Source organism: Hymenobacter glacieicola, assembly GCF_014640315.1.
Lineage (GTDB): Bacteria > Bacteroidota > Bacteroidia > Cytophagales > Hymenobacteraceae > Hymenobacter > Hymenobacter glacieicola.
The window spans coordinates 186749-204163 of sequence record NZ_BMGS01000008.1 but is presented as its reverse complement, the minus strand read 5'-3'; the positions used below and the strand labels follow the sequence as shown (position 1 = coordinate 204163).

Annotated in this window: 17 protein-coding genes; 9 read left to right on the top strand and 8 right to left on the bottom strand. The window is 58.2% G+C overall.

All coding sequences use genetic code 11. The features are described from left to right. The first annotated feature begins 59 nt into the window (after positions 1-59). Together IEW18_RS15765 and pyk are read left to right on the top strand one after the other, a co-directional pair. Positions 60-488, top strand: a complete 429-nt coding sequence (locus tag IEW18_RS15765; protein ID WP_188558827.1) for an IPExxxVDY family protein — start codon at positions 60-62, stop codon at positions 486-488. A 160-nt stretch (positions 489-648) separates the two neighbouring features. Then, complete coding sequence (gene pyk / locus IEW18_RS15760; protein WP_188558826.1) at positions 649-2088, top strand: pyruvate kinase; 1440 nt, start codon at positions 649-651, stop codon at positions 2086-2088. A gap of 201 nt (positions 2089-2289) precedes the next feature. On the opposite strand, the gene rpsT is transcribed toward pyk, so the two are convergent. Beyond that, positions 2290-2547, bottom strand: coding sequence for a 30S ribosomal protein S20 (gene rpsT, locus IEW18_RS15755; RefSeq protein WP_073287339.1), 258 nt, complete (start codon positions 2545-2547; stop codon positions 2290-2292). Positions 2548-2759: 212 nt separating this feature from the next. Next, entirely contained in the window at positions 2760-3515 is a 756-nt protein-coding gene (locus tag IEW18_RS15750) for a DUF4142 domain-containing protein (protein WP_188558825.1), read from the bottom strand. A 278-nt stretch (positions 3516-3793) separates the two neighbouring features. Here IEW18_RS15750 and IEW18_RS15745 point away from each other — a divergent pair, with 278 nt between their 5' ends. Then, a complete protein-coding gene (locus tag IEW18_RS15745) occupies positions 3794-4780 on the top strand; it encodes a YheT family hydrolase (RefSeq protein ID WP_188558824.1) in 987 nt (328 codons plus the stop codon). A gap of 147 nt (positions 4781-4927) precedes the next feature. Here the strand turns inward: IEW18_RS15745 and rsmG are convergent, their stop codons facing one another. From rsmG to IEW18_RS15730, 3 genes are all read right to left on the bottom strand, one after another. Further along, a complete protein-coding gene (rsmG, locus tag IEW18_RS15740; protein ID WP_188558903.1) occupies positions 4928-5548 on the bottom strand; it encodes a 16S rRNA (guanine(527)-N(7))-methyltransferase RsmG in 621 nt (206 codons plus the stop codon). A 74-nt stretch (positions 5549-5622) separates the two neighbouring features. Then, complete coding sequence (locus tag IEW18_RS15735; protein ID WP_188558823.1) at positions 5623-6240, bottom strand: RNA polymerase sigma factor; 618 nt, start codon at positions 6238-6240, stop codon at positions 5623-5625. Further along, entirely contained in the window at positions 6231-7352 is a 1122-nt protein-coding gene (locus tag IEW18_RS15730; RefSeq protein WP_188558822.1) for a glycosyltransferase, read from the bottom strand. The genes IEW18_RS15735 and IEW18_RS15730 overlap by 10 nt, the downstream gene beginning before the upstream one ends. A gap of 212 nt (positions 7353-7564) precedes the next feature. On the opposite strand from IEW18_RS15730, the gene tgt reads away from it, so the two are divergent. The 3 genes from tgt to IEW18_RS15715 all read left to right on the top strand — a co-directional run bounded on the left by tgt (position 7565) and on the right by IEW18_RS15715 (position 10932). Then, positions 7565-8695, top strand: coding sequence for a tRNA guanosine(34) transglycosylase Tgt (gene tgt / locus IEW18_RS15725; RefSeq protein WP_188558821.1), 1131 nt, complete (start codon positions 7565-7567; stop codon positions 8693-8695). A gap of 121 nt (positions 8696-8816) precedes the next feature. Continuing rightward, the gene (locus IEW18_RS15720) at positions 8817-9893 is read left to right on the top strand and encodes an LptF/LptG family permease (RefSeq protein ID WP_188558902.1); all 1077 of its coding nucleotides are present in this window, start codon (positions 8817-8819) and stop codon (positions 9891-9893) included. Between the two features lie 103 nt (positions 9894-9996). Beyond that, positions 9997-10932: a DMT family transporter gene (locus IEW18_RS15715; protein ID WP_188558820.1), complete on the top strand. Its 936-nt coding sequence runs from the start codon at positions 9997-9999 to the stop codon at positions 10930-10932. Positions 10933-11160: 228 nt separating this feature from the next. Here the strand turns inward: IEW18_RS15715 and IEW18_RS15710 are convergent, their stop codons facing one another. Continuing rightward, the gene (locus IEW18_RS15710) at positions 11161-11973 is read right to left on the bottom strand and encodes a 4-(cytidine 5'-diphospho)-2-C-methyl-D-erythritol kinase (RefSeq protein ID WP_188558819.1); all 813 of its coding nucleotides are present in this window, start codon (positions 11971-11973) and stop codon (positions 11161-11163) included. An 83-nt stretch (positions 11974-12056) separates the two neighbouring features. On the opposite strand from IEW18_RS15710, the gene IEW18_RS15705 reads away from it, so the two are divergent. The 3 genes from IEW18_RS15705 to IEW18_RS15695 all read left to right on the top strand — a co-directional run bounded on the left by IEW18_RS15705 (position 12057) and on the right by IEW18_RS15695 (position 14641). Beyond that, a complete protein-coding gene (locus IEW18_RS15705; RefSeq protein WP_188558818.1) occupies positions 12057-12713 on the top strand; it encodes a sugar transferase in 657 nt (218 codons plus the stop codon). After that, positions 12710-13399 (top strand): acetyltransferase, encoded by a 690-nt coding sequence (locus IEW18_RS15700; RefSeq protein WP_188558817.1) that lies wholly within the window; start codon positions 12710-12712, stop codon positions 13397-13399. The genes IEW18_RS15705 and IEW18_RS15700 overlap by 4 nt, the downstream gene beginning before the upstream one ends. Positions 13400-13501: 102 nt before the next feature. Beyond that, positions 13502-14641: a DegT/DnrJ/EryC1/StrS family aminotransferase gene (locus IEW18_RS15695; protein ID WP_188558816.1), complete on the top strand. Its 1140-nt coding sequence runs from the start codon at positions 13502-13504 to the stop codon at positions 14639-14641. Between the two features lie 226 nt (positions 14642-14867). Here the strand turns inward: IEW18_RS15695 and IEW18_RS15690 are convergent, their stop codons facing one another. Beyond that, positions 14868-16202, bottom strand: coding sequence for a Riean_0653 family protein (locus tag IEW18_RS15690; RefSeq protein WP_188558815.1), 1335 nt, complete (start codon positions 16200-16202; stop codon positions 14868-14870). Positions 16203-16250: 48 nt separating this feature from the next. Beyond that, complete coding sequence (locus IEW18_RS15685) at positions 16251-17372, bottom strand: trans-sulfuration enzyme family protein (RefSeq protein WP_188558814.1); 1122 nt, start codon at positions 17370-17372, stop codon at positions 16251-16253. Positions 17373-17415 lie beyond the last annotated feature (43 nt).

The following is a 17415-nucleotide window of genomic DNA, read 5'->3' as shown; positions in this document are numbered from 1 at the left end:
AAGTTCCGTGGGGGTACTGCGGTGCCTATTTTTGCGTTTCCTTTCCTTTGCCGCCGCCCATGAAAACCCTTACGCTCGATGTGGAATACGACTGCGAGTTCGACCTGTTCGGTCTCGTCTCGTCGACCCGGGAGCACACGCTGGCCTGGATTCTGAACCGCACGCTCAACCTGCGCCTGGTGAAACAGCAGGACCTGATTTACGACCTGCTGAATAAGGGCCGGCTCGTAATCAGCAACTACCTCTACGCCACCGAGCACTTTACCCTGCGCCTACTACGCAACCGGTCCGTGGACCCCTCTCCCCTGAAAAAGCCTTTTCTGGCCCCCGATATTAAGGAGTACGACTACTTGCTGCAGGTAAGCAACGGCACGGGAGCCCTCACACCCGAAGAGCTGCTGGCGCAGCTAACGGCCCTGCCGGAAGTTCAATTGGTTAGTCAATTTGACCCCAATGACCTTAAATTCAAAGAAAATCTGCTCTTTTGAGGCTCCAAACCCGCCTTCATCCTGAGTAGCGCGAAGAGTAGTTCCGGAGCTGAGTCACGTGGCAGCACGTGTGCCATTAGCTTGCCGAAAGCTCCTGCGCCCGCTCAGGATGAGTGCTGTTTACGCTCGTAACCAAGAACTTCCGAACCAAAATCGTCCTATGGAATCTCGACCGCTTTTTAATAGAACCAAGATCATCGCCACCGTAGGCCCCGCCTCCAACACCTACGAAAAGCTGGGCATGCTCATGCGGGAGGGCGTGGATGTATTCCGCCTTAACTTTTCCCACGGCAGCCACGAGGACCACCTCTCGGTCATCAACACGGTGCGCCGCCTCAACAAGGACATGCGCATGAACGTGGGGTTGCTGCAGGATTTGCAGGGACCTAAAATTCGGCTGGGCGAGGTAGAAGGCGGCGGAGTAGAGATTAAGGCTGGTGACAAGATTAAACTAGTCTGCGGCGAAAAAGAAATTACCACCGCTACCCGCCTAAGCACGATTTACCTGGGTTTGGCCCGCGACGTGAAAGCCGGTGACATAATCCTGATTGATGATGGCAAGATTGAGCTGCGCGTGCTGGCCACCGACCGGGACAAGGAAGTAGACGTGGAAGTGATTTACGGTGGCCTCGTAAAGCCCCGCAAAGGCATTAACCTCCCTGATTCCGAGGTATCGGCCCCGTCCATGACGGAAAAGGATATTGAGGACTTGAAGTTCGGCCTGGAAAACGACGTCGACTGGATTGCCCTCTCATTTGCCCGGCGAGCCGAGGACATTCGCTTCATTAAGAGCCTGATTGCTGAAAGTGGCAAATCGGCCCGCGTTATCGCCAAGATTGAAACGCCGGAAGGCCTGCGTAACCTCGACGAAATCATTGCCCTCACCGACGCCGTAATGGTTGCCCGCGGCGACCTGGGGGTAGAGGTGAAGATGGAAGAGGTGCCAATGGCCCAGAAGATGATTGTGGAGAAGTGCAACAAGGCCGGCAAACCCGTAATCGTGGCTACCCAGATGATGGAAAGCATGATTACGGCTCCCCGCCCCACCCGCGCCGAAACCAGCGACGTGGCTAACGCCGTTATCGACGGTGCGGATGCCGTAATGCTTTCCGCCGAAACGGCTGTGGGCGCGTACCCTGCTGAGGTAATCCGCTCCATGGTAGGCACTATTACGAGCGTGGAGAGCCGCATGCCCAGCCTCTACCACCACTGGTACCCCATTACGCCCGACTCGCCTACCTTCATGGTCGACAGCGTACTATCGGCGGCTTGCCACTTGGCCAAAAACACAGGTGCCAAAGCCATTACTGGCATGACCCACCGCGGCTACACGGCCTTCCAGATTGCCAAGTACCGCCCGAAGGCCAATATTTTTATCTTCACCGATAACCGCTCCCTGCTTACTACCCTGAGCCTGATTTGGGGCGTGCGTGGCTTCTACTACGACCGAATGGTAAGCACCGACAGCACCGTATCGGACATTAAGTATGCCCTAACCACCACGGGCCATCTGCAAAAAGGCGACGTGTTCATCAATACGGCCTCCATGCCCATCAATGAAAAAGGCAAAACCAACATGGTGAAGGTAAGTGTAGCATAACTGCTACCCCTAACCAACTAAAAAGGCCCGTGCAGCAACTGCACGGGCCTCTTTTATATAATATGCCCAAGGAGGCAAGCCTTCCGACCAAGCAAAAGCCCGGTTACTACGGGAAATGCTTTGGTGTTTACTCAACGCACCAAGGCCCTGAACTTACGCTCAGGGCCTTGGTTACTATAGAGCAGAGTGCCGGTTGACTACTTAAGCAGCCAGCGACTTCACGAACTTGGCCAGCTTCGACTTGTTGTTGGCGGCTTTGTTCTTGTGAATGATGTTCTTCTTAGCCAGACGGTCCAGCATCGACGATACTTTCTTCAGCAGCTCCTGAGCAGCCGTAGCGTCGGTGGTGCCACGCAGCTTCTTGATAGCCGTGCGGGTAGATTTAGCCTGATAACGGTTCAGCACGCGCTTAGCTTCGTTGGAACGGATGCGCTTGAGGGCCGACTTATGATTTGCCATGGGGTATGAAAATGGTCTTCTGCTCGAATTCAGTTCAATTGGGGAGTGCAAAGGTAAAGCTTTGCTTTGAAATAGCAAATAGTGAGTGAAACGTAACCGTGTGTCAGAGGCAAATTGCTACCCTACCGGCTTACTACCAATGAAAAAGGCCCCTCGCAGTTGTGAGGAGCCTTTCTTTAAGCCGCAAGGCTGTCTTGCTTTCCAATCAAGAGCTAGTCAACTTTTTTCTCTAGCTCGCTGGCCAATTTTTCGTGGGAGCGAAGCATGGGTAGGGTTTTGGTGGCAAATGCCTTTACCGTTGGGGTTTCGGCAGCATTGCTCTTTACCTCGAACATGGCAACGTCCATCTTATGAGCCGTCTCCATAGCGTCCATATACTCCTCGTCGAAGTCCTTACCAGATTTCGCCATCAGCTTGTCGGCCATGGCCTGGTGCACGGGCATCATGGTTTGTGGCAGCGTGACCCCTAGCGGGGTAGCTACCGTCTTCAGCTCCTGCGTGGCGCGGGTGTGGTGGTCTACCATCATCTGACCGAACTTTTTCACGTCGGCGTTGGCTGCTTTCTGGGCCGCCATTTGCCCCATCTGAATTTCCAGCAGATTGCTGCTAGCTGCTGTCATCAGGAATACGGGGTCTTGCATGGTAGAGAAAGTAGCCATGAATGCCGTCATGTCGGCCGCTCCACCAGTGCCGGCTGTTGCATTGCTGCCGCCCGTACCGCTGATGGCTGCCGTTCCGCTGGTACCGGCCGAGCCAGTAGCCCCGGCGCTACCTGACGACATACCGGAACTGGAGCTAGTGCCCATACTACCGCCGCTTCCGGTGGCATCCATACTCGAACTGCTACCCATGCTGCTGCCGGAGGTAGTACCGCCAGCAGATGTACCCATGTTGGAGGTGCTGCAGGCAGTAGCGGCCAGCAAAGAGCCGGCGGCAAGAAGGCTGAAAAGTGCTTTTGTTGTTTTCATAGTAGTAGATGTGGGATTGAGTGACTTTTATACGCAACTCCAGTAAATCGTTTGGCTTTTCTGCCTTTTATCAAAGGTTTAATTTCAAGCTCAACTATTGATATACAACCCGTTAGCAGAACAGTTACGACACTTTACAGGCGAACTACGTCTTGCTCCTTCGGAACGATACGTGCGTTTAATTGTGGAATGAGGTCAAGACAAACGTATGCATGCATACTTGTTTTACTGTATATTTAACTGATAAAACAAGCCTCCTTCTTTTAGCTTGTTGCGCTATGCCTCTTGTTCCGCGTTCCTCCTACCAGCCGCCGTTCTACCTGTTCAATGGCCATCTACAAACCATCGTGCCTAGTTTGTGGCGCTCCGTGCCGGACGTGTGCTACCAGCGCGAGCGAGTTGAAACTGAAGACGGTGATTTCCTGGACCTTGATTGGTCGCGCCTGCCCACTGAGCTGTTAACTGATGCCTTGGGCATCGTGTCGCACGGCTTGGAAGGAGATGCCAGCCGGCCCTACGTGCGCGGTATGGTGCGCGCGCTCAACCAGGCCGGCATGGATGCTCTGGCCTGGAATTACCGCAGCTGCAGTGGCGAGATGAACCGCCTGCTGCGTTCTTACCACCTCGGCGACACCGACGACCTGGATTTTGTGGTACGCTACGCCTTGGGCACTGGCCGCTACCGCCGGGTGTTTCTTACGGGCTTTTCGGCTGGCGGCAACGTGACGCTCAAGTACCTGGGCGAGAACCCCGACCGGGTACCGCCGCAGGTGAAGCGGGCCGCTGTTTTCTCGGTGCCTACCGATTTAAAGTCCAGCTCCCACCACATTGCCCGCCCGGAAAACCGCATTTACCTTAAGCGGTTTATGAAAACCCTCCGGGCCAAAATGCGCCAGAAAGCGGCCCTGCTGCCCGGTCAGGTTGACTTGACGGACATCGACGCCCTGCAGGATTTCCCGCAGTTCGATGACCGGTTTACGGCTCCCATGCACGGGTTTAAGTCGGCCGATGAGTACTACGAGCACGCCAGCTCCGGCCGCTACCTGGCCGGCATTCGGGTTCCTACCCTGCTGGTCAATGCTCAAAACGACCCCTTCCTGCCTCCCTCCTGCTTTCCGCGAGAGGTAGCAACCCGCAGCTCATACGTGTACCTGGAAACGCCTGCCGACGGCGGCCACGTGGGTTTTGGCGAAGGTGCCCCCGACGGCCGCTACTACTCCGAACGCCGAGCCGTAGAATTTCTCACCGCTGAAACTCCGGCGTAGGTAAGGCCCCGCTTTACGCATTGTTGTGGCGAGCAGCGCAAAGCCTTCTTTACTCGCAAACCTGATAAGCTAACAAGCCCTTACTTCTGTGCTGGAGGAAAGGGCTTGTTACGTGTCAGAGGGCTGTTACCCTGGGCGAGATGGGCGTTAATTGGGTACTACCACTACCTTTTTTGTTTCGAAAAACTCCTCTTGGAAAAAATCTTTCAGCTCTATCACGCTGGCTTTCAGGCCCGCTTCTGCTATTTCCTCCGCTAGGTCACCCCCTTTAAGGTAGTAGAGGCCGCTGTTGGGGGCTGCTGCGTGGCGGGGCTTGTAGCGGTGTTCAATCCAGGTATGAAAGGTAGCCAGCCGGGCTACGGCCCGACTGACCACGTAGTCGTACTGGGGGCGCAGCTGCTCGGCCCGGGTTTGTTCGGCAGTTACGTTGGTCAGGTGTAGGGCGTGGGCCATTTCCTGCACGGCCCGGATTTTTTTGCCAATACTGTCGACCAAGTGAAACTTCACCTGCGGAAACAGAATGGCCAGCGGCAAGCCCGGCAAGCCCCCGCCCGTACCCACATCCAGCACCGACGAGCCGGGCGCAAACTCCACTACCTTGGCAATGCCCAATGAATGCAGAAAATGTCGCTCCGCTAGGTTGTCAACATCGGTGCGGGCCACCAGATTAAGCCGCTCGTTCCAGCCCCGAAACTCGGTTTCGAGCTGCTGAAACAACTGGCGCTGGTGGTCGGTAAGGTCAGGGAAGTAGTGGCTGATAATGTCCATCGTGCCGGCAAAGATAGGACGGCGGCAAAGGTGGCGCATAAAAAAAGGCCCCGACTTGTGTGGGGCCTTTTTCGCTAGATGATTTCCTTTTTGTTTTTCACCATGTCATAGAGCAGCTCCCGGGCGCGGTGCAGCTGGGCTTTCACGGTGCCGAGCGGGGCTTTTAGCTCCTGAGCAATTTCCTCGTAGCTCAGCTCATCAAAGTAGCGCAGGGTTACCAGGCGCTGGTATTTCTCGGGCAGCCGGGATACCACGTGCTGCATGATTTCAATTTTCTGATTCTTAATGGCCGACTCCTGCGGGTTCAGGTTCTGGTCGCGGAAGTCAATGGTGATTTCGTCGCCGTTGTCAATCTTGATGGCCGAATCAATGGACATCGTCTTGATTTTATTCTTACGAATAAAGTCGATGCAGTTGTTGGTGGCGATGCGGAATAGCCAGGTGCTAAAGGCAAACTCCGGGTTGAACTTGTGCAGATTACGAAACGCTTTGGCGAAGGCTTCAATAGTAAGGTCCTCCGCGTCGTCGGGGTTGCGCACCATCTTCAGCACGACGTGGTACACCGGCTTCTTATAGATCTGCATCAGCTCGGCGTAGGCTTTTTCGTCGCTCTGCTCAACGGCGGCCCGGATCAGCTTAAAGTCGTGCTTGGCTTTGGCGGAGAACTGTTTTTCCTGATTGTTTACTTCCATCGGAGGGTGCGGTAGAGGAACAGCGACATTCCCAGAGCGAGATAATAAAAAAAATACACAGCGTCGAGGACCGGTAGCCACGCCAGCGGCAGCCTGTCCTCGAGCCGACGGCCGAGGTGGTGATACACGGCCATCATCGCTACGGTGCGGACTAGCCATATCGTAGCCAAAGGTACCCAGTGGGGGCGGGAAAACAGCAGGCCGATTGCCATGCTGTAGAATAGCAAATTTACGCCAATAAATGTTCCAATCCGAAGACGATCTGCAAGTCGGTATTGGCGGCCCGCAGAAAGGTGTCGGCGCTTCTGGCGCCACCACTCGCCCCAGGTCTGAGCTGGTTCACTTAGGGTATGGGCTCCCGGATCGGCGATTACCACTACCCGGGCCCCGCGGGCCACGGCGTCCTGCACCAGCAGGTCATCGTCGCCGGAGAGGCTGCGGATGTGGGAAGCGAAACCTTTGGTCAGCTGAAAGACCTGCCGGGTGTAGCCGAGGTTGCGCCCCACCCCCATGTAGGGTTGGCCGCGCCACGCGAACGACAAATACTGTGCCCCCGTCAGGAAGGTTTCAAACCGGATCAACTTATTCAGAAAGCCGTTTTCCTCGGCGTAGGCCGAGTAGCCCAGCACGACATCGGCCGGTGCATTGAAGCCGCGCTGCATGTACCTGAGCCACTGATTAGTTGCCGGAATGCAATCCGCATCAATAAACAACATGCGCTCGTGGCGGGCTACTTTGATGCCCAGCGTGAGGGCATATTTTTTGGGTGCCAATCCGTCAGGTGTCTTATTGACGGTAACCAGCCGCACGTGGGGGTAGTACTGCGTGAGCTGCTGCACGAACAGAAACGTGTCATCCTCGGAACGGTCGTCGATGAGGAGTAGCTCGAAGCCGGCGGGGTAGTCTTGCTGCAGTAGCAGGGGTAGCAAACGGCGCAGGTTTTCCAGCTCGTTACGGGCGCACACGAGAACGGACACGGGCTCCTGATCGGGGCCAGCGGCGGGCTCCCGGGGGCGGCGGGCGAAGGGCAGAAAGTAGTAGGCCGCGTAGAAAAGCTGCACCAGCACGCAGGCCAGCAACAGCCACAGGGCCGGGGAAAGAGGGAAAGGCAAAGCGAGGGTCGTGAATCGAGCTGCAAAAGTAGGCATTCGGGGTGGGGCGAGTACCTTTGCGGGGAGAAGCGGGGAGTCAGGAGCTGGAAGCTAGAAGTACGAGGCATAGAGGTAGTTCATCAGCCACAGGTGCTGACTACCTCTTCTGGCTTCCAGCTGCTAGCTTCTGGCTTCTGCCTCCTGGCTTCTCGCTCCTAGCTTCTTCCCGCAGAATGACCTTCGACCTCGTAGCCAACGACCCTCATAGTAAAGCCCGCGCCGGCGTAGTGCACACCGACCACGGAGCCATTGAAACGCCCATTTTCATGCCCGTGGGCACGGCCGGCACCGTGAAAGCCGTGCAGCAGCGCGACCTGAAGGACGATATTCAGGCCCAGATCATTCTTGGCAACACCTACCACCTCTACCTGCGCCCGGGCCTGGACGTGCTCAGCAAAGCCGGCGGCCTGCACAAGTTCAACGGCTGGGACCGGCCCATCCTCACCGACTCGGGCGGCTACCAGGTGTACTCGCTCAGTGGCACGCGCAAAATCAAGGAGGAGGGCGTAAAATTCCGCTCCCACATTGACGGTAGCCAGCATTTGTTTTCGCCGGAAGGTGTCATGGACATTCAGCGCACCATTGGGGCCGACATCATCATGGCTTTCGATGAGTGCACGCCCTGGCCCTGCGAGTACAGCTACGCCGCCCGCTCCCTGGACATGACTCACCGCTGGCTGAAGCGCTGCATTCAGCGCTTTGACAGCACCGAGGGCCACTACGGCTACTCCCAGACCCTGTTCCCGATTGTACAGGGTAGCACCTTTAAGGATCTGCGCGTCAAGTCGGCGGAGTTTATTGCCGAGCAAGGCCGCGAGGGCAACGCCATTGGCGGCCTGAGCGTGGGCGAGCCAGCCGAGCTGATGTACGAAATGACCGAGCTGGTCTGCGACATTCTGCCCCAGGACAAGCCGCGCTACCTCATGGGCGTGGGTACGCCGGCCAACATCCTGGAGAACATTGCCTTGGGCGTGGATATGTTCGACTGCGTAATGCCCACCCGCAACGCCCGCAACGGCATGCTGTTCACTACCCAAGGCATCATCAACATTGCCAATAAAAAGTGGGCCGACGACTTCACGCCGATTGATGAAGAACTCGGCGGCTACGTCAGCACGTTTTACTCCCGCTCCTACGTGCGCCACCTTTTCCACAGCAAGGAAATGCTGGGCCCGCAAATTGCCTCCATCCACAACCTGACTTTCTACCTCTGGCTGGTCAGGCAGGCCCGAGAGCAAATTCTGGCCGGCACCTTCCGGGAGTGGAAGGATAAAATGGTGAAGCAGGTGATGACGCGTTTATAGAAAGTAATTCGTTTGTCCGGCTGAGCGCAACTGCAGCATCTCCCTCGTTGGCTACTATCGTCTAATTGCAACGAAACGGCGGAGATGCTTCGACCAGCGCAACATGACGTTCTGCTCCCCCATGAAGCTGCTCGATAAATACATTCTCAAGAAGTTTCTCACCGCGTTTTTCTTCACGGTGGTGCTGCTCGTGTCGGTTATCTGCGTGATTGACTTCACGGAGAAGAACGACGATTTCCTGAAGCACGACCTGGGCGCCTGGCAGATTCTGACGGAGTACTACGTGAACCTGTTTCCGTACTTCGCCAACCTGCTCTCCCCTATCACGGTGTTTATAGCGGTGGTGTTCGTGACGGCCCAGCTGGCTTCGCGCACGGAAGTGGTGGCTATGCTGGCTTCGGGCATCAGCTTCAAGCGGTTTCTGCTTCCCTACATCATGGGCAGCGCCATTTTGGGTGCCCTGACCATGGCCATGACGGGCTGGCTTATCCCGATTGCCAACAAAACCCGGGTGCAGTTCGAGAAGGCCTACATCAAGAACCCCTACCGCTTTGATGCGCGCAACGTGCACATCAAGATTGGGCCCAAGAGCTACGCCTTCATGGAAAGCTACGACAACGTGAACAACGTGGGCTATAAATTTGCGCTGGAAACCATTGAAGGCACGCTGCTCAAGCGCCGCCTGACGGCCGAAGCCATTACCTGGGACTCCACCAAGCGAGCCTGGAAGCTCACGCCCCAGGTTATCCGCACCTTCAACGGCGACAAGGAAACCCTGCAGAGCCTGCCCGCCCGCGACACGACCCTCAACCTGTACCCCAAGGATTTCGCCAGCACTTACCGCCTGGCCGAAACCCTGACCCTGCCGGAGCTGAACCGCTACATCAACCAGAAAATTGCCCGCGGCGCCGATGACACCCAGGTCTACCTCAGTGAGAAGTACGAGCGGTACGCCTACCCCTACGCCATGTTTATCCTGACGGTGATTGGGGTGATTATGAGCGCCCGCAAGAGCCGGGCCGGCGTGGGCGGGCAAATTGCGCTGGGCTTCGTGCTGGCCTTCGTGTTTATCATCTTCGTGATTCTGAGCCGCAACCTGGCGGCCGTGGGTACCCTCTCGCCGTTGCTGGCGGCCTGGGTGCCAAGTTTGGTTTTCACCCTCATCGGGCTGTTCCTCTACCGGGTAGTACCGCGGTAGAAGGGTAGGAGGGTGTGGGGGTAAGAGGGCAAGAGTTGTTTCAGCCCTCTTACCTCCTACCCTCCTACCCCCACACCCTCCTACCCTCCTACCCTCTTTCTCAGTGCTCAAAGACTACCTCCGCCTGCACTTTATAGTATTGCTCTGGGGCTTTACGGCCATTCTGGGCAAGCTTATTTCCTTGCCGCCCGTTGAGCTGGTGTTCTGGCGCACGTTGCTGGCGGCCGCGGGACTGGCCGGATTGGTTTTGGTCCGCCGACAGTCGCTCCGGATGCCGGCCGGCGAGGCCCTGCGCTTGCTGGGCATTGGGGCGCTGGTGGCTACGCACTGGATTACTTTTTTCCTGGCGGCCCGCATGTCGTCGGTGAGCGTGTGCCTGGCGGGCATGGCCACGCTGGCCCTCTGGACTTCCCTGCTGGAGCCCTTGCTGCTGTGGCGGCGGGTGCGGTTTTACGAGGTGGGCCTGGGGCTGCTGACCATGGTAGGGCTATACCTCGTGTCGCAGGCCGAGCTGGACCAACTGGCGGGGTTGCTGGTGGCCATTGTTTCGGCGGGGCTTTCGGCCTTGTTCAGCGTGTTCAACTCCAAGCTGGTGAAGCGCCACACGCCGCTCCGCCTGACGCTGTACGAAATGACCGGGGCCTGCCTGAGCATTGCCCTGTTTATGCCGCTGTACGGCCGCTACTTCTCCGAAGGCCGTGGCGTACAGCTAGCCCTTTCCGGCTTCGACTGGCTGTGGCTGCTGGTGCTGGCCGGCGTGTGCACCGTGTACGCCTTCTCCACCTCTGTGGAGCTGATGAAGCGCATTTCGGCCTTCGTAGTGAACCTGACCATCAACCTGGAGCCGGTGTACGGCATCATGCTGGCCGTGCTGATGTACAGCCTGCGTATTCCCGGCTTCGGGCAGGAAAAGCTTTCCACGAAGTTCTACCTGGGCACTTTCATCATTCTGCTCAGCGTGCTCATTCACCCCCTGCTCGACCAGTGGAACCGCCGCCGCGTCCGCCCCAAAGAAGCTGCCGATGTGCTGGTAGGCTAAGCAGGGAGAAGGTGGTGTAAGTAAACACGTGAGTGGTCAGACCCTACCTGACGAGAGAAGCCCTGGACGCTACCATACGTCCAGGGCTTCCCTTATTTCAAGCGGTAGGGCTGCGTGAAGGAAAGCTCCACCTCGCCCTAGCTACGCACGCTTGTTATGTTTTCAAAGGGTAGAGCTGCGTGAAGGACGTAAGCCTGGGCCGTACTTCTTCGCTCTGCTATTTTTGACTTACAGCCGCCCATCCCAGACCTGGTAGGTGGTTGGCAGTTGCATGTGTGGAGGCACCTCCCGGCCCGGGAACAGCCCGTACACCGCGGAGCCGGAACCCGACAGGCTGGCGTAGGTAGCGCCGGCCGCGTACAAGGCGGCCTTGATTTCGCCGAGCACGGGGTAGGTAGGCGTCAGGGCTTCTTCAAAATCATTGCCGACGGTGTCGCGCCAGGTTGCCAAGGGCTGGGCCAGGGCCGCGCGCAGGTCGTGGCGGGGCGCGCGGGCTTGCACGCGGGAGTAGGCCTCCGCGGTGCTGATGTGCAGGCCAGGGTACACAACTTTGCAGGCCGTACCACTCAGGTTCAGGTTGATTTCCTCGAAAACGTCGCCCTTCTCGTAGGCGAATACCGGCTTATTTCGAATGAAAAAGGCGCAGTCGGAGCCCAGGCGGCGGGCGTAGCTTTCCAGGTCCTCGGGGGGTAGCGCCAGCGCAAACAAGTCGTTGAGCGCACGCAACGCAAACGCCGCGTCGCCGGAGCCGCCGCCTAATCCGGCCCCGATGGGCACCACTTTGTGCAGGTGCAGGTGCACCGGAGCCAGGTCGAAATCGGCCCGCAGCAGTTCATAAGCCCGCAAACACAAGTTGGTCGCCGGCTCGCCGGGAATAGGAATTCCGGTGAGCGTCAGGGTAGTTGCGGGGGCTGGCACCACTTCCAGCGCGTCGGTCCAGGGCAGGGGCACAAATACCGATTCAAGGTTGCGAAAACCGTCGGGGCGCTGACTGGTGATGTAGAGGCCCAGGTTGAGCTTGGCGTTGGGAAAGACGAGCATACGAAACGGCAGAATAGACTGCAAGCTAAAGCCCCGGCCGGCGAAGTCAAGCGTCCACGGCATTTACCCGTATTTTCGCTCCTATGTCCGCCGCCGCAACTTCCTCCTGGTACGCTCGCCGTGGCAAGCGCCTGCTCGATGTGCTGCTGGCCGCGCCCCTGTTGCTGCTGGCCGTTCCCGTGCTCCTGCCGCTGGCGGCCGCCCTGGCCGTGCAAAACCAAGGAGCCTGGCTGTTTCGGCAGCGCCGGCCGGGGCTGCAGGGCCGCGTGTTCGTTTTCTACAAGCTCCAGACCATGACCGGGCAGCGCGATGCCCAGGGCCAGTTGCTGCCCGATGAAGCGCGCCTACCCCGCTTGGGCCGCTGGGTGCGGGCTACCTCCCTGGATGAGTTGCCCCAGCTTTGGAACGTGCTGCGCGGCGACTTAAGCCTAGTGGGCCCGCGGCCACTGCTGGAGCAGTATCTGCCGCTGTACTCGCCGGAGCAGGCGCGCCGCCACGCCGTGCGGCCGGGCATTACGGGGTGGGCCCAGGTAAACGGCCGCAACGCCATCAGCTGGGAGCAGAAGTTTGCCTACGATGTCTGGTACGTCGACCACCTGTCGCCGGGCCTTGACATGCGCATCCTGTGGCGTACTTTTCGGCGGGTGCTGAGCGCCCAGGGCGTCACGGCGCCCGGCCAGGCCACTACTACCGCTTTTACGGGCTCCTCCGTTTCCTCTGACCATCCGCCTACCGCATGAATTTTGCTGCCTCAGCCCCCACCCCATTGCTTACTCAGTTGCCGCGTTTAGCCATTGTGGGTGCCGGCGGCCTGGGCCGGGAGGTGCTGGTGCTGGCCCGGCAGATTAACGCCGCGGTGCCCCGCTGGCGGCTGATTGGCTTCTTTGATGACCGCGCCCCCGCTACCCCCTCGGTGCACGGCCTACCTTACCTCGGGACTATTGCGGCCCTGAACGCGGAGCCTGAGCCCCTGCAGGTGGTAGTAGCCGTGGGCAACAGCCGCAGCCGCGCCGCGGTGGTAGCCCGGCTCACCTCGCCCACGCTCACGTTTCCGACCCTCATTCACCCCGGCGTTGCGCTGGAAGCGGAGCAGCAGGTGCAGGTTGGGGCTGGGTGCATCATCAGCCAGGGCTGCATCCTGACCTGCGACATTGTGCTGGGCCGGCACGTGTTGCTCAACTTAGGCTGCACAGTGGGGCATGATGCCGTGATGGAGGACTTCTGCTCCCTGATGCCCCACGCCAATGTAGGTGGCGAAGCTCACCTGGCAACGGGCGTGTATCTGGGCACCAACGCTACTGTTATCAACCAGGTGCGGGTAGGAAACAACGCCATTATTGGGGCCGGGGCGGTGGCCGTGCGCGATGTTCCCGGAAATTGCACGGCCGTGGGCGTGCCAGCCCAGGTGATCAAGCAGCACGATTAGCCGCGGTTCATCTTTTATACCACCACCGATCCGGTTTTTAACCGTTCTTTTGCGCTAGCGAGTCCTGGCCACATTGCCGGTGGCCGCTTAGCCTTTTTCCTTATGCGCAGTCAGGATTACGACCGGTTATTTCTTTCCCCGCCCCACCTCGGCCGTCATGAGCTTAACTACCTGCACAAAGCTATTGAGGATAACTGGGTAGCTCCGGCGGGCCCCAACCTGGACGGATTTGAGCGCGACATCTGTGAATTTACCGGGGCCCAGCACTGCGTAGCCCTTACTTCCGGTACGGCCGCCATTCACCTGGGCCTGCGGCTGCTGGGCGTGGGTACCGGCGACGAGGTGCTCTGCCCTTCTTTTACGTTCGTGGCCACGGCCAACCCCATCCTGTACCTGGGCGCTACCCCTGTTTTCATCGACAGCGAAGCCGAAACGTGGAATATTTGCCCCCAACGGCTGCGGGAAGCGCTGGAAGCATTACGCCGCCAAAACCGCCGGCCCAAGGCCCTGATCCTGGTTCACCTCTACGGTATGCCGGCCCAGTTGCGCGAGGTGCTGGCCGTAGCGGCCGAATTCGAGGTGCCCGTTCTGGAAGATGCCGCCGAAGCCCTGGGCTCCCGCTACGACGGGCAGCCTTTAGGTACTTTCGGGGAGGTAGGCGTTTTTTCCTTCAACGGCAACAAGATTCTGACTACCAGCGGCGGTGGCGCTCTGGTCACGAATAACCCCGAATGGGCGCAGAAAATCCGCTTTTGGGCCACGCAGGCGAAGGATACGGCCCCGCATTATCAGCACTCGGAGCTGGGCTACAATTACCGCCTCAGCAACCTGCTTGCCGGCATCGGCCGGGGTCAGATGGAGCTGCTGGAGGACCGAGTGAAAAAGCGCCGCGAGATTTTTGCTTGGTATCAAAAGCACTTGGTTGATATTCCGGGCTTGAGCTTCGGCCCAACAGAACCTGCTGGGGGCCGCTCCAACCGCTGGCTTACCACCCTTCTACTCGCCCCCGAGGAAACCAGCGTTACGCCTGAGCAACTGCGCCTGCACCTGGAAACACATAACATCGAAAGCCGCCCGCTTTGGAAGCCTCTGCACCGGCAGCCGCTGTTTAATGCTACACCCACCTACGGGGGTGAAGTCTGCGAAAAACTGTTTAACCGCGGCCTCTGCCTGCCTTCCGGCTCAGCCATGACGGATGCCGATTTGCGCCGGGTTGCAGAGGTAATAAAAGCTGTTTTCTAACTCTGTTCTCCAGCATTTCAGGGTAGCACTTGCTCCACTTAGACCTGCTGTTTTTAGTATATAAAGTTCATTTGCTAGTTTATAACGCACAAAACTAGAAGCGCTCAGTATATCAAAAAAACAACCTCTATTGGCACGTACGCACACTTTCCGTAGCTCAGCCAACTTACAGTTCCATATCATTGCCAGGGTAACCCAGCACAACTCACAGTACAACCGCGCTTTACTACCTGCTTGGTGGCGAATCAAAATGGACATCGAAGCGTCCTTGCTGCACGGCCAGCGTGGGTGCGTTTTCGGCGCGGCTGACAACGGAGGCCTCGAACGTGCCAGCTACCACCCGCGCTACGGTATCGAAGCGAGTAATCGTTAGCTGGAGAGCGGGCTTGCTGAGATAAATTCCCCCGGCATCAGACAAGCGCAGGAAGGAACCATTGATAGTGCGCGTGGCCGCATCGTACTCGCCCAGGCGGTAGGTACCGGGGCCAGCTACCCCGCACACCACCAGATAAATGGACTGGCAGGTGTGGCTGATGCAGGGCGAGGCTTGGAGCGTGAAATCGTACTTATTCGGCAGCTGGGCTTTTTTCCAGGAGGCCGTTACGGCACTAATCGGGCACGGCTCCTGGCAACATGCACGGGTAGCCCACACCGCGCTTTGCAGCCGGAACCCCAGGGTATTGGCCCCCCGCTGCGAAACGGGGGGTAAAACCAATTCAGGATGACGGCCTATCCGGATCAGACTATCATCTCGGCGATACAACTCTTGGTAGCAATGCTCATCCTCCTGTCTGCGCCGCACCAGCGCTTGCTCCGCCGCTTCAAGTTTTGAATCCGCGAAGGTCAGGTTTACCACTTGCCAGCCAGTTCCGGTAGGCTTTACCGGCATTTGATTGTAGGGCAAATAAGGCTGGCGGTCAACCCACTGAAAGAAGGGAGTGAAGGGCTCAATCAGAGCGCGCCGGTGGTGCGCGCGCTGCCACCGGTGCTGCTGGTCTACTACCACCGACTGGCCACGCTGAAAGTAAACGTAGGTAGTCTGCCAGGGCTGAACCGGCGCAAAAAAGCTGACGATGTAGTAAATAAATGGCAACCCAAGCGGCCAGAGTGCCAGCACGGCGGATATTAGTGTTATAGCAACGGATGCCAGCCACAGCCGCGCGGGCCAGGTATACGACCAGCTAAAGCGCCGGGCCGCAAAGAAAACCAGCAGCCACGTCCCGCCGTGCGCGGCACTGCGCAGGTAGGAATTTGCCATTTCCAGGGGCGTGAATACGTCAGTTAGCGTGAGAATCAGGCACAGCAGCCACGCCCAGGCCAGCGGAGGGGTGATACAGGAAACCGCTTTGGCAACGGCCGTATTGACGGTATCAATACCACCGGCAACTCGGCCGGAAATCTTTTCTATAACTGGAAATCTATTGAGGACTACAACCTTAACGATGTCGGTTATGGTTTCTACAATCGAAATCAGCGCAGGAAGTGGCTTAGGAACACCCTCAACAGTTTGCTTACGCCGGAGCAGCAGGAACAACAGCCCCGCCAAGAGCAGCACGTTCATGATCTAGCCTAATAATCAATCTATAACTGACCTCTGATAACCTCTTAACTACCTCAACGCCTGCTCCAAATCAGCCAGCAGCTCCTCTACGGGCTCAATGCCCACCGACAACCGCACCAGCCCCGTGCTGATACCCAGCTGCTCTTGTTGCTCGGGGGTGAGGTAGCGATGCGAAGTTCCCAGCGGGTAAGACATGGACGAGTCGACGCCGGCCAGGGAGGGCGCGAAGGGGAAGCGCTGGCTTTGATGCATGAAGCGGTTTACTACCGCGGCCTCATCAGTCAGCAGTAGGGAGAGCATACCCCCAAACAATCCGCCGCCCTGAGCCTGAGCCAGCGCGTGCTGCGGGTGGTCGGCCAGCCCGGGATAGTAGACAGCTCGCACTGCTGGCTGTTGCTGCAGAAACCGGGCAATGGCGAGGGCATTGTGGCTATGTTCACGCATGCGCAAGCGCAGGGTTTTCAGCCCTCGTACCGCCAACCAGCTCTCCATCGGGCTCAGAGTCAGGCCGTAAAGTATGCTGATTTGCTTTAGTCGCGCGGCCAGCTCCGGGTCAGCGGCTACCACTATCCCGGCTGTTACATCAGAATGGCCGGCAATGTATTTGGTCACGCTGTGCATTACCAGGTCGGCGCCGAGGGCCAGGGGGCGGGTCAGTACTGGCGAAGCAAACGTATTGTCAACAATTAGTTTTAGGCCCTGCTGATGGCACTCGGTGGCGAGCCGCTGCAAATCGGCCACCCGCAGCAGCGGGTTGCTCATGGTTTCGGCCAGTACTACCCGCGTCGTAGGCTGCACAAACTGCCCTAGCTCATACAGCTGCTCGAACGGCACGTAGGTCACGGCAATGCCCATGCGGCTCAACTCCTGATTTAGCAGCGAGGAGGAGCCCCCGTAAATATCTGCGGCGCATAACACATGGTCGCCGGCCTGGCAGCACGCGGCTATGGCAGCGAAAATAGCGGCCATTCCGGAGCCGGTTGCAATGGCCCCGGCCCCACCCTCCCACTGGTTTACCGCCTCCGCTAGCTCATCGGAGTTGGGGTTACCATTGCGCGAGTACATGTACCGGCTCCCCGGCTCCCCAAAGTACTGTTCCAGCTCGTTCAGATCCTCGAACTTGAACACGGAGGTTTGGTAGATTGGGGTGATTTTGGGGTGGATGTGCATGGAGGAAGCGGGCGGGGCGGGCCGTGAAGAAATGGAGGTGGGA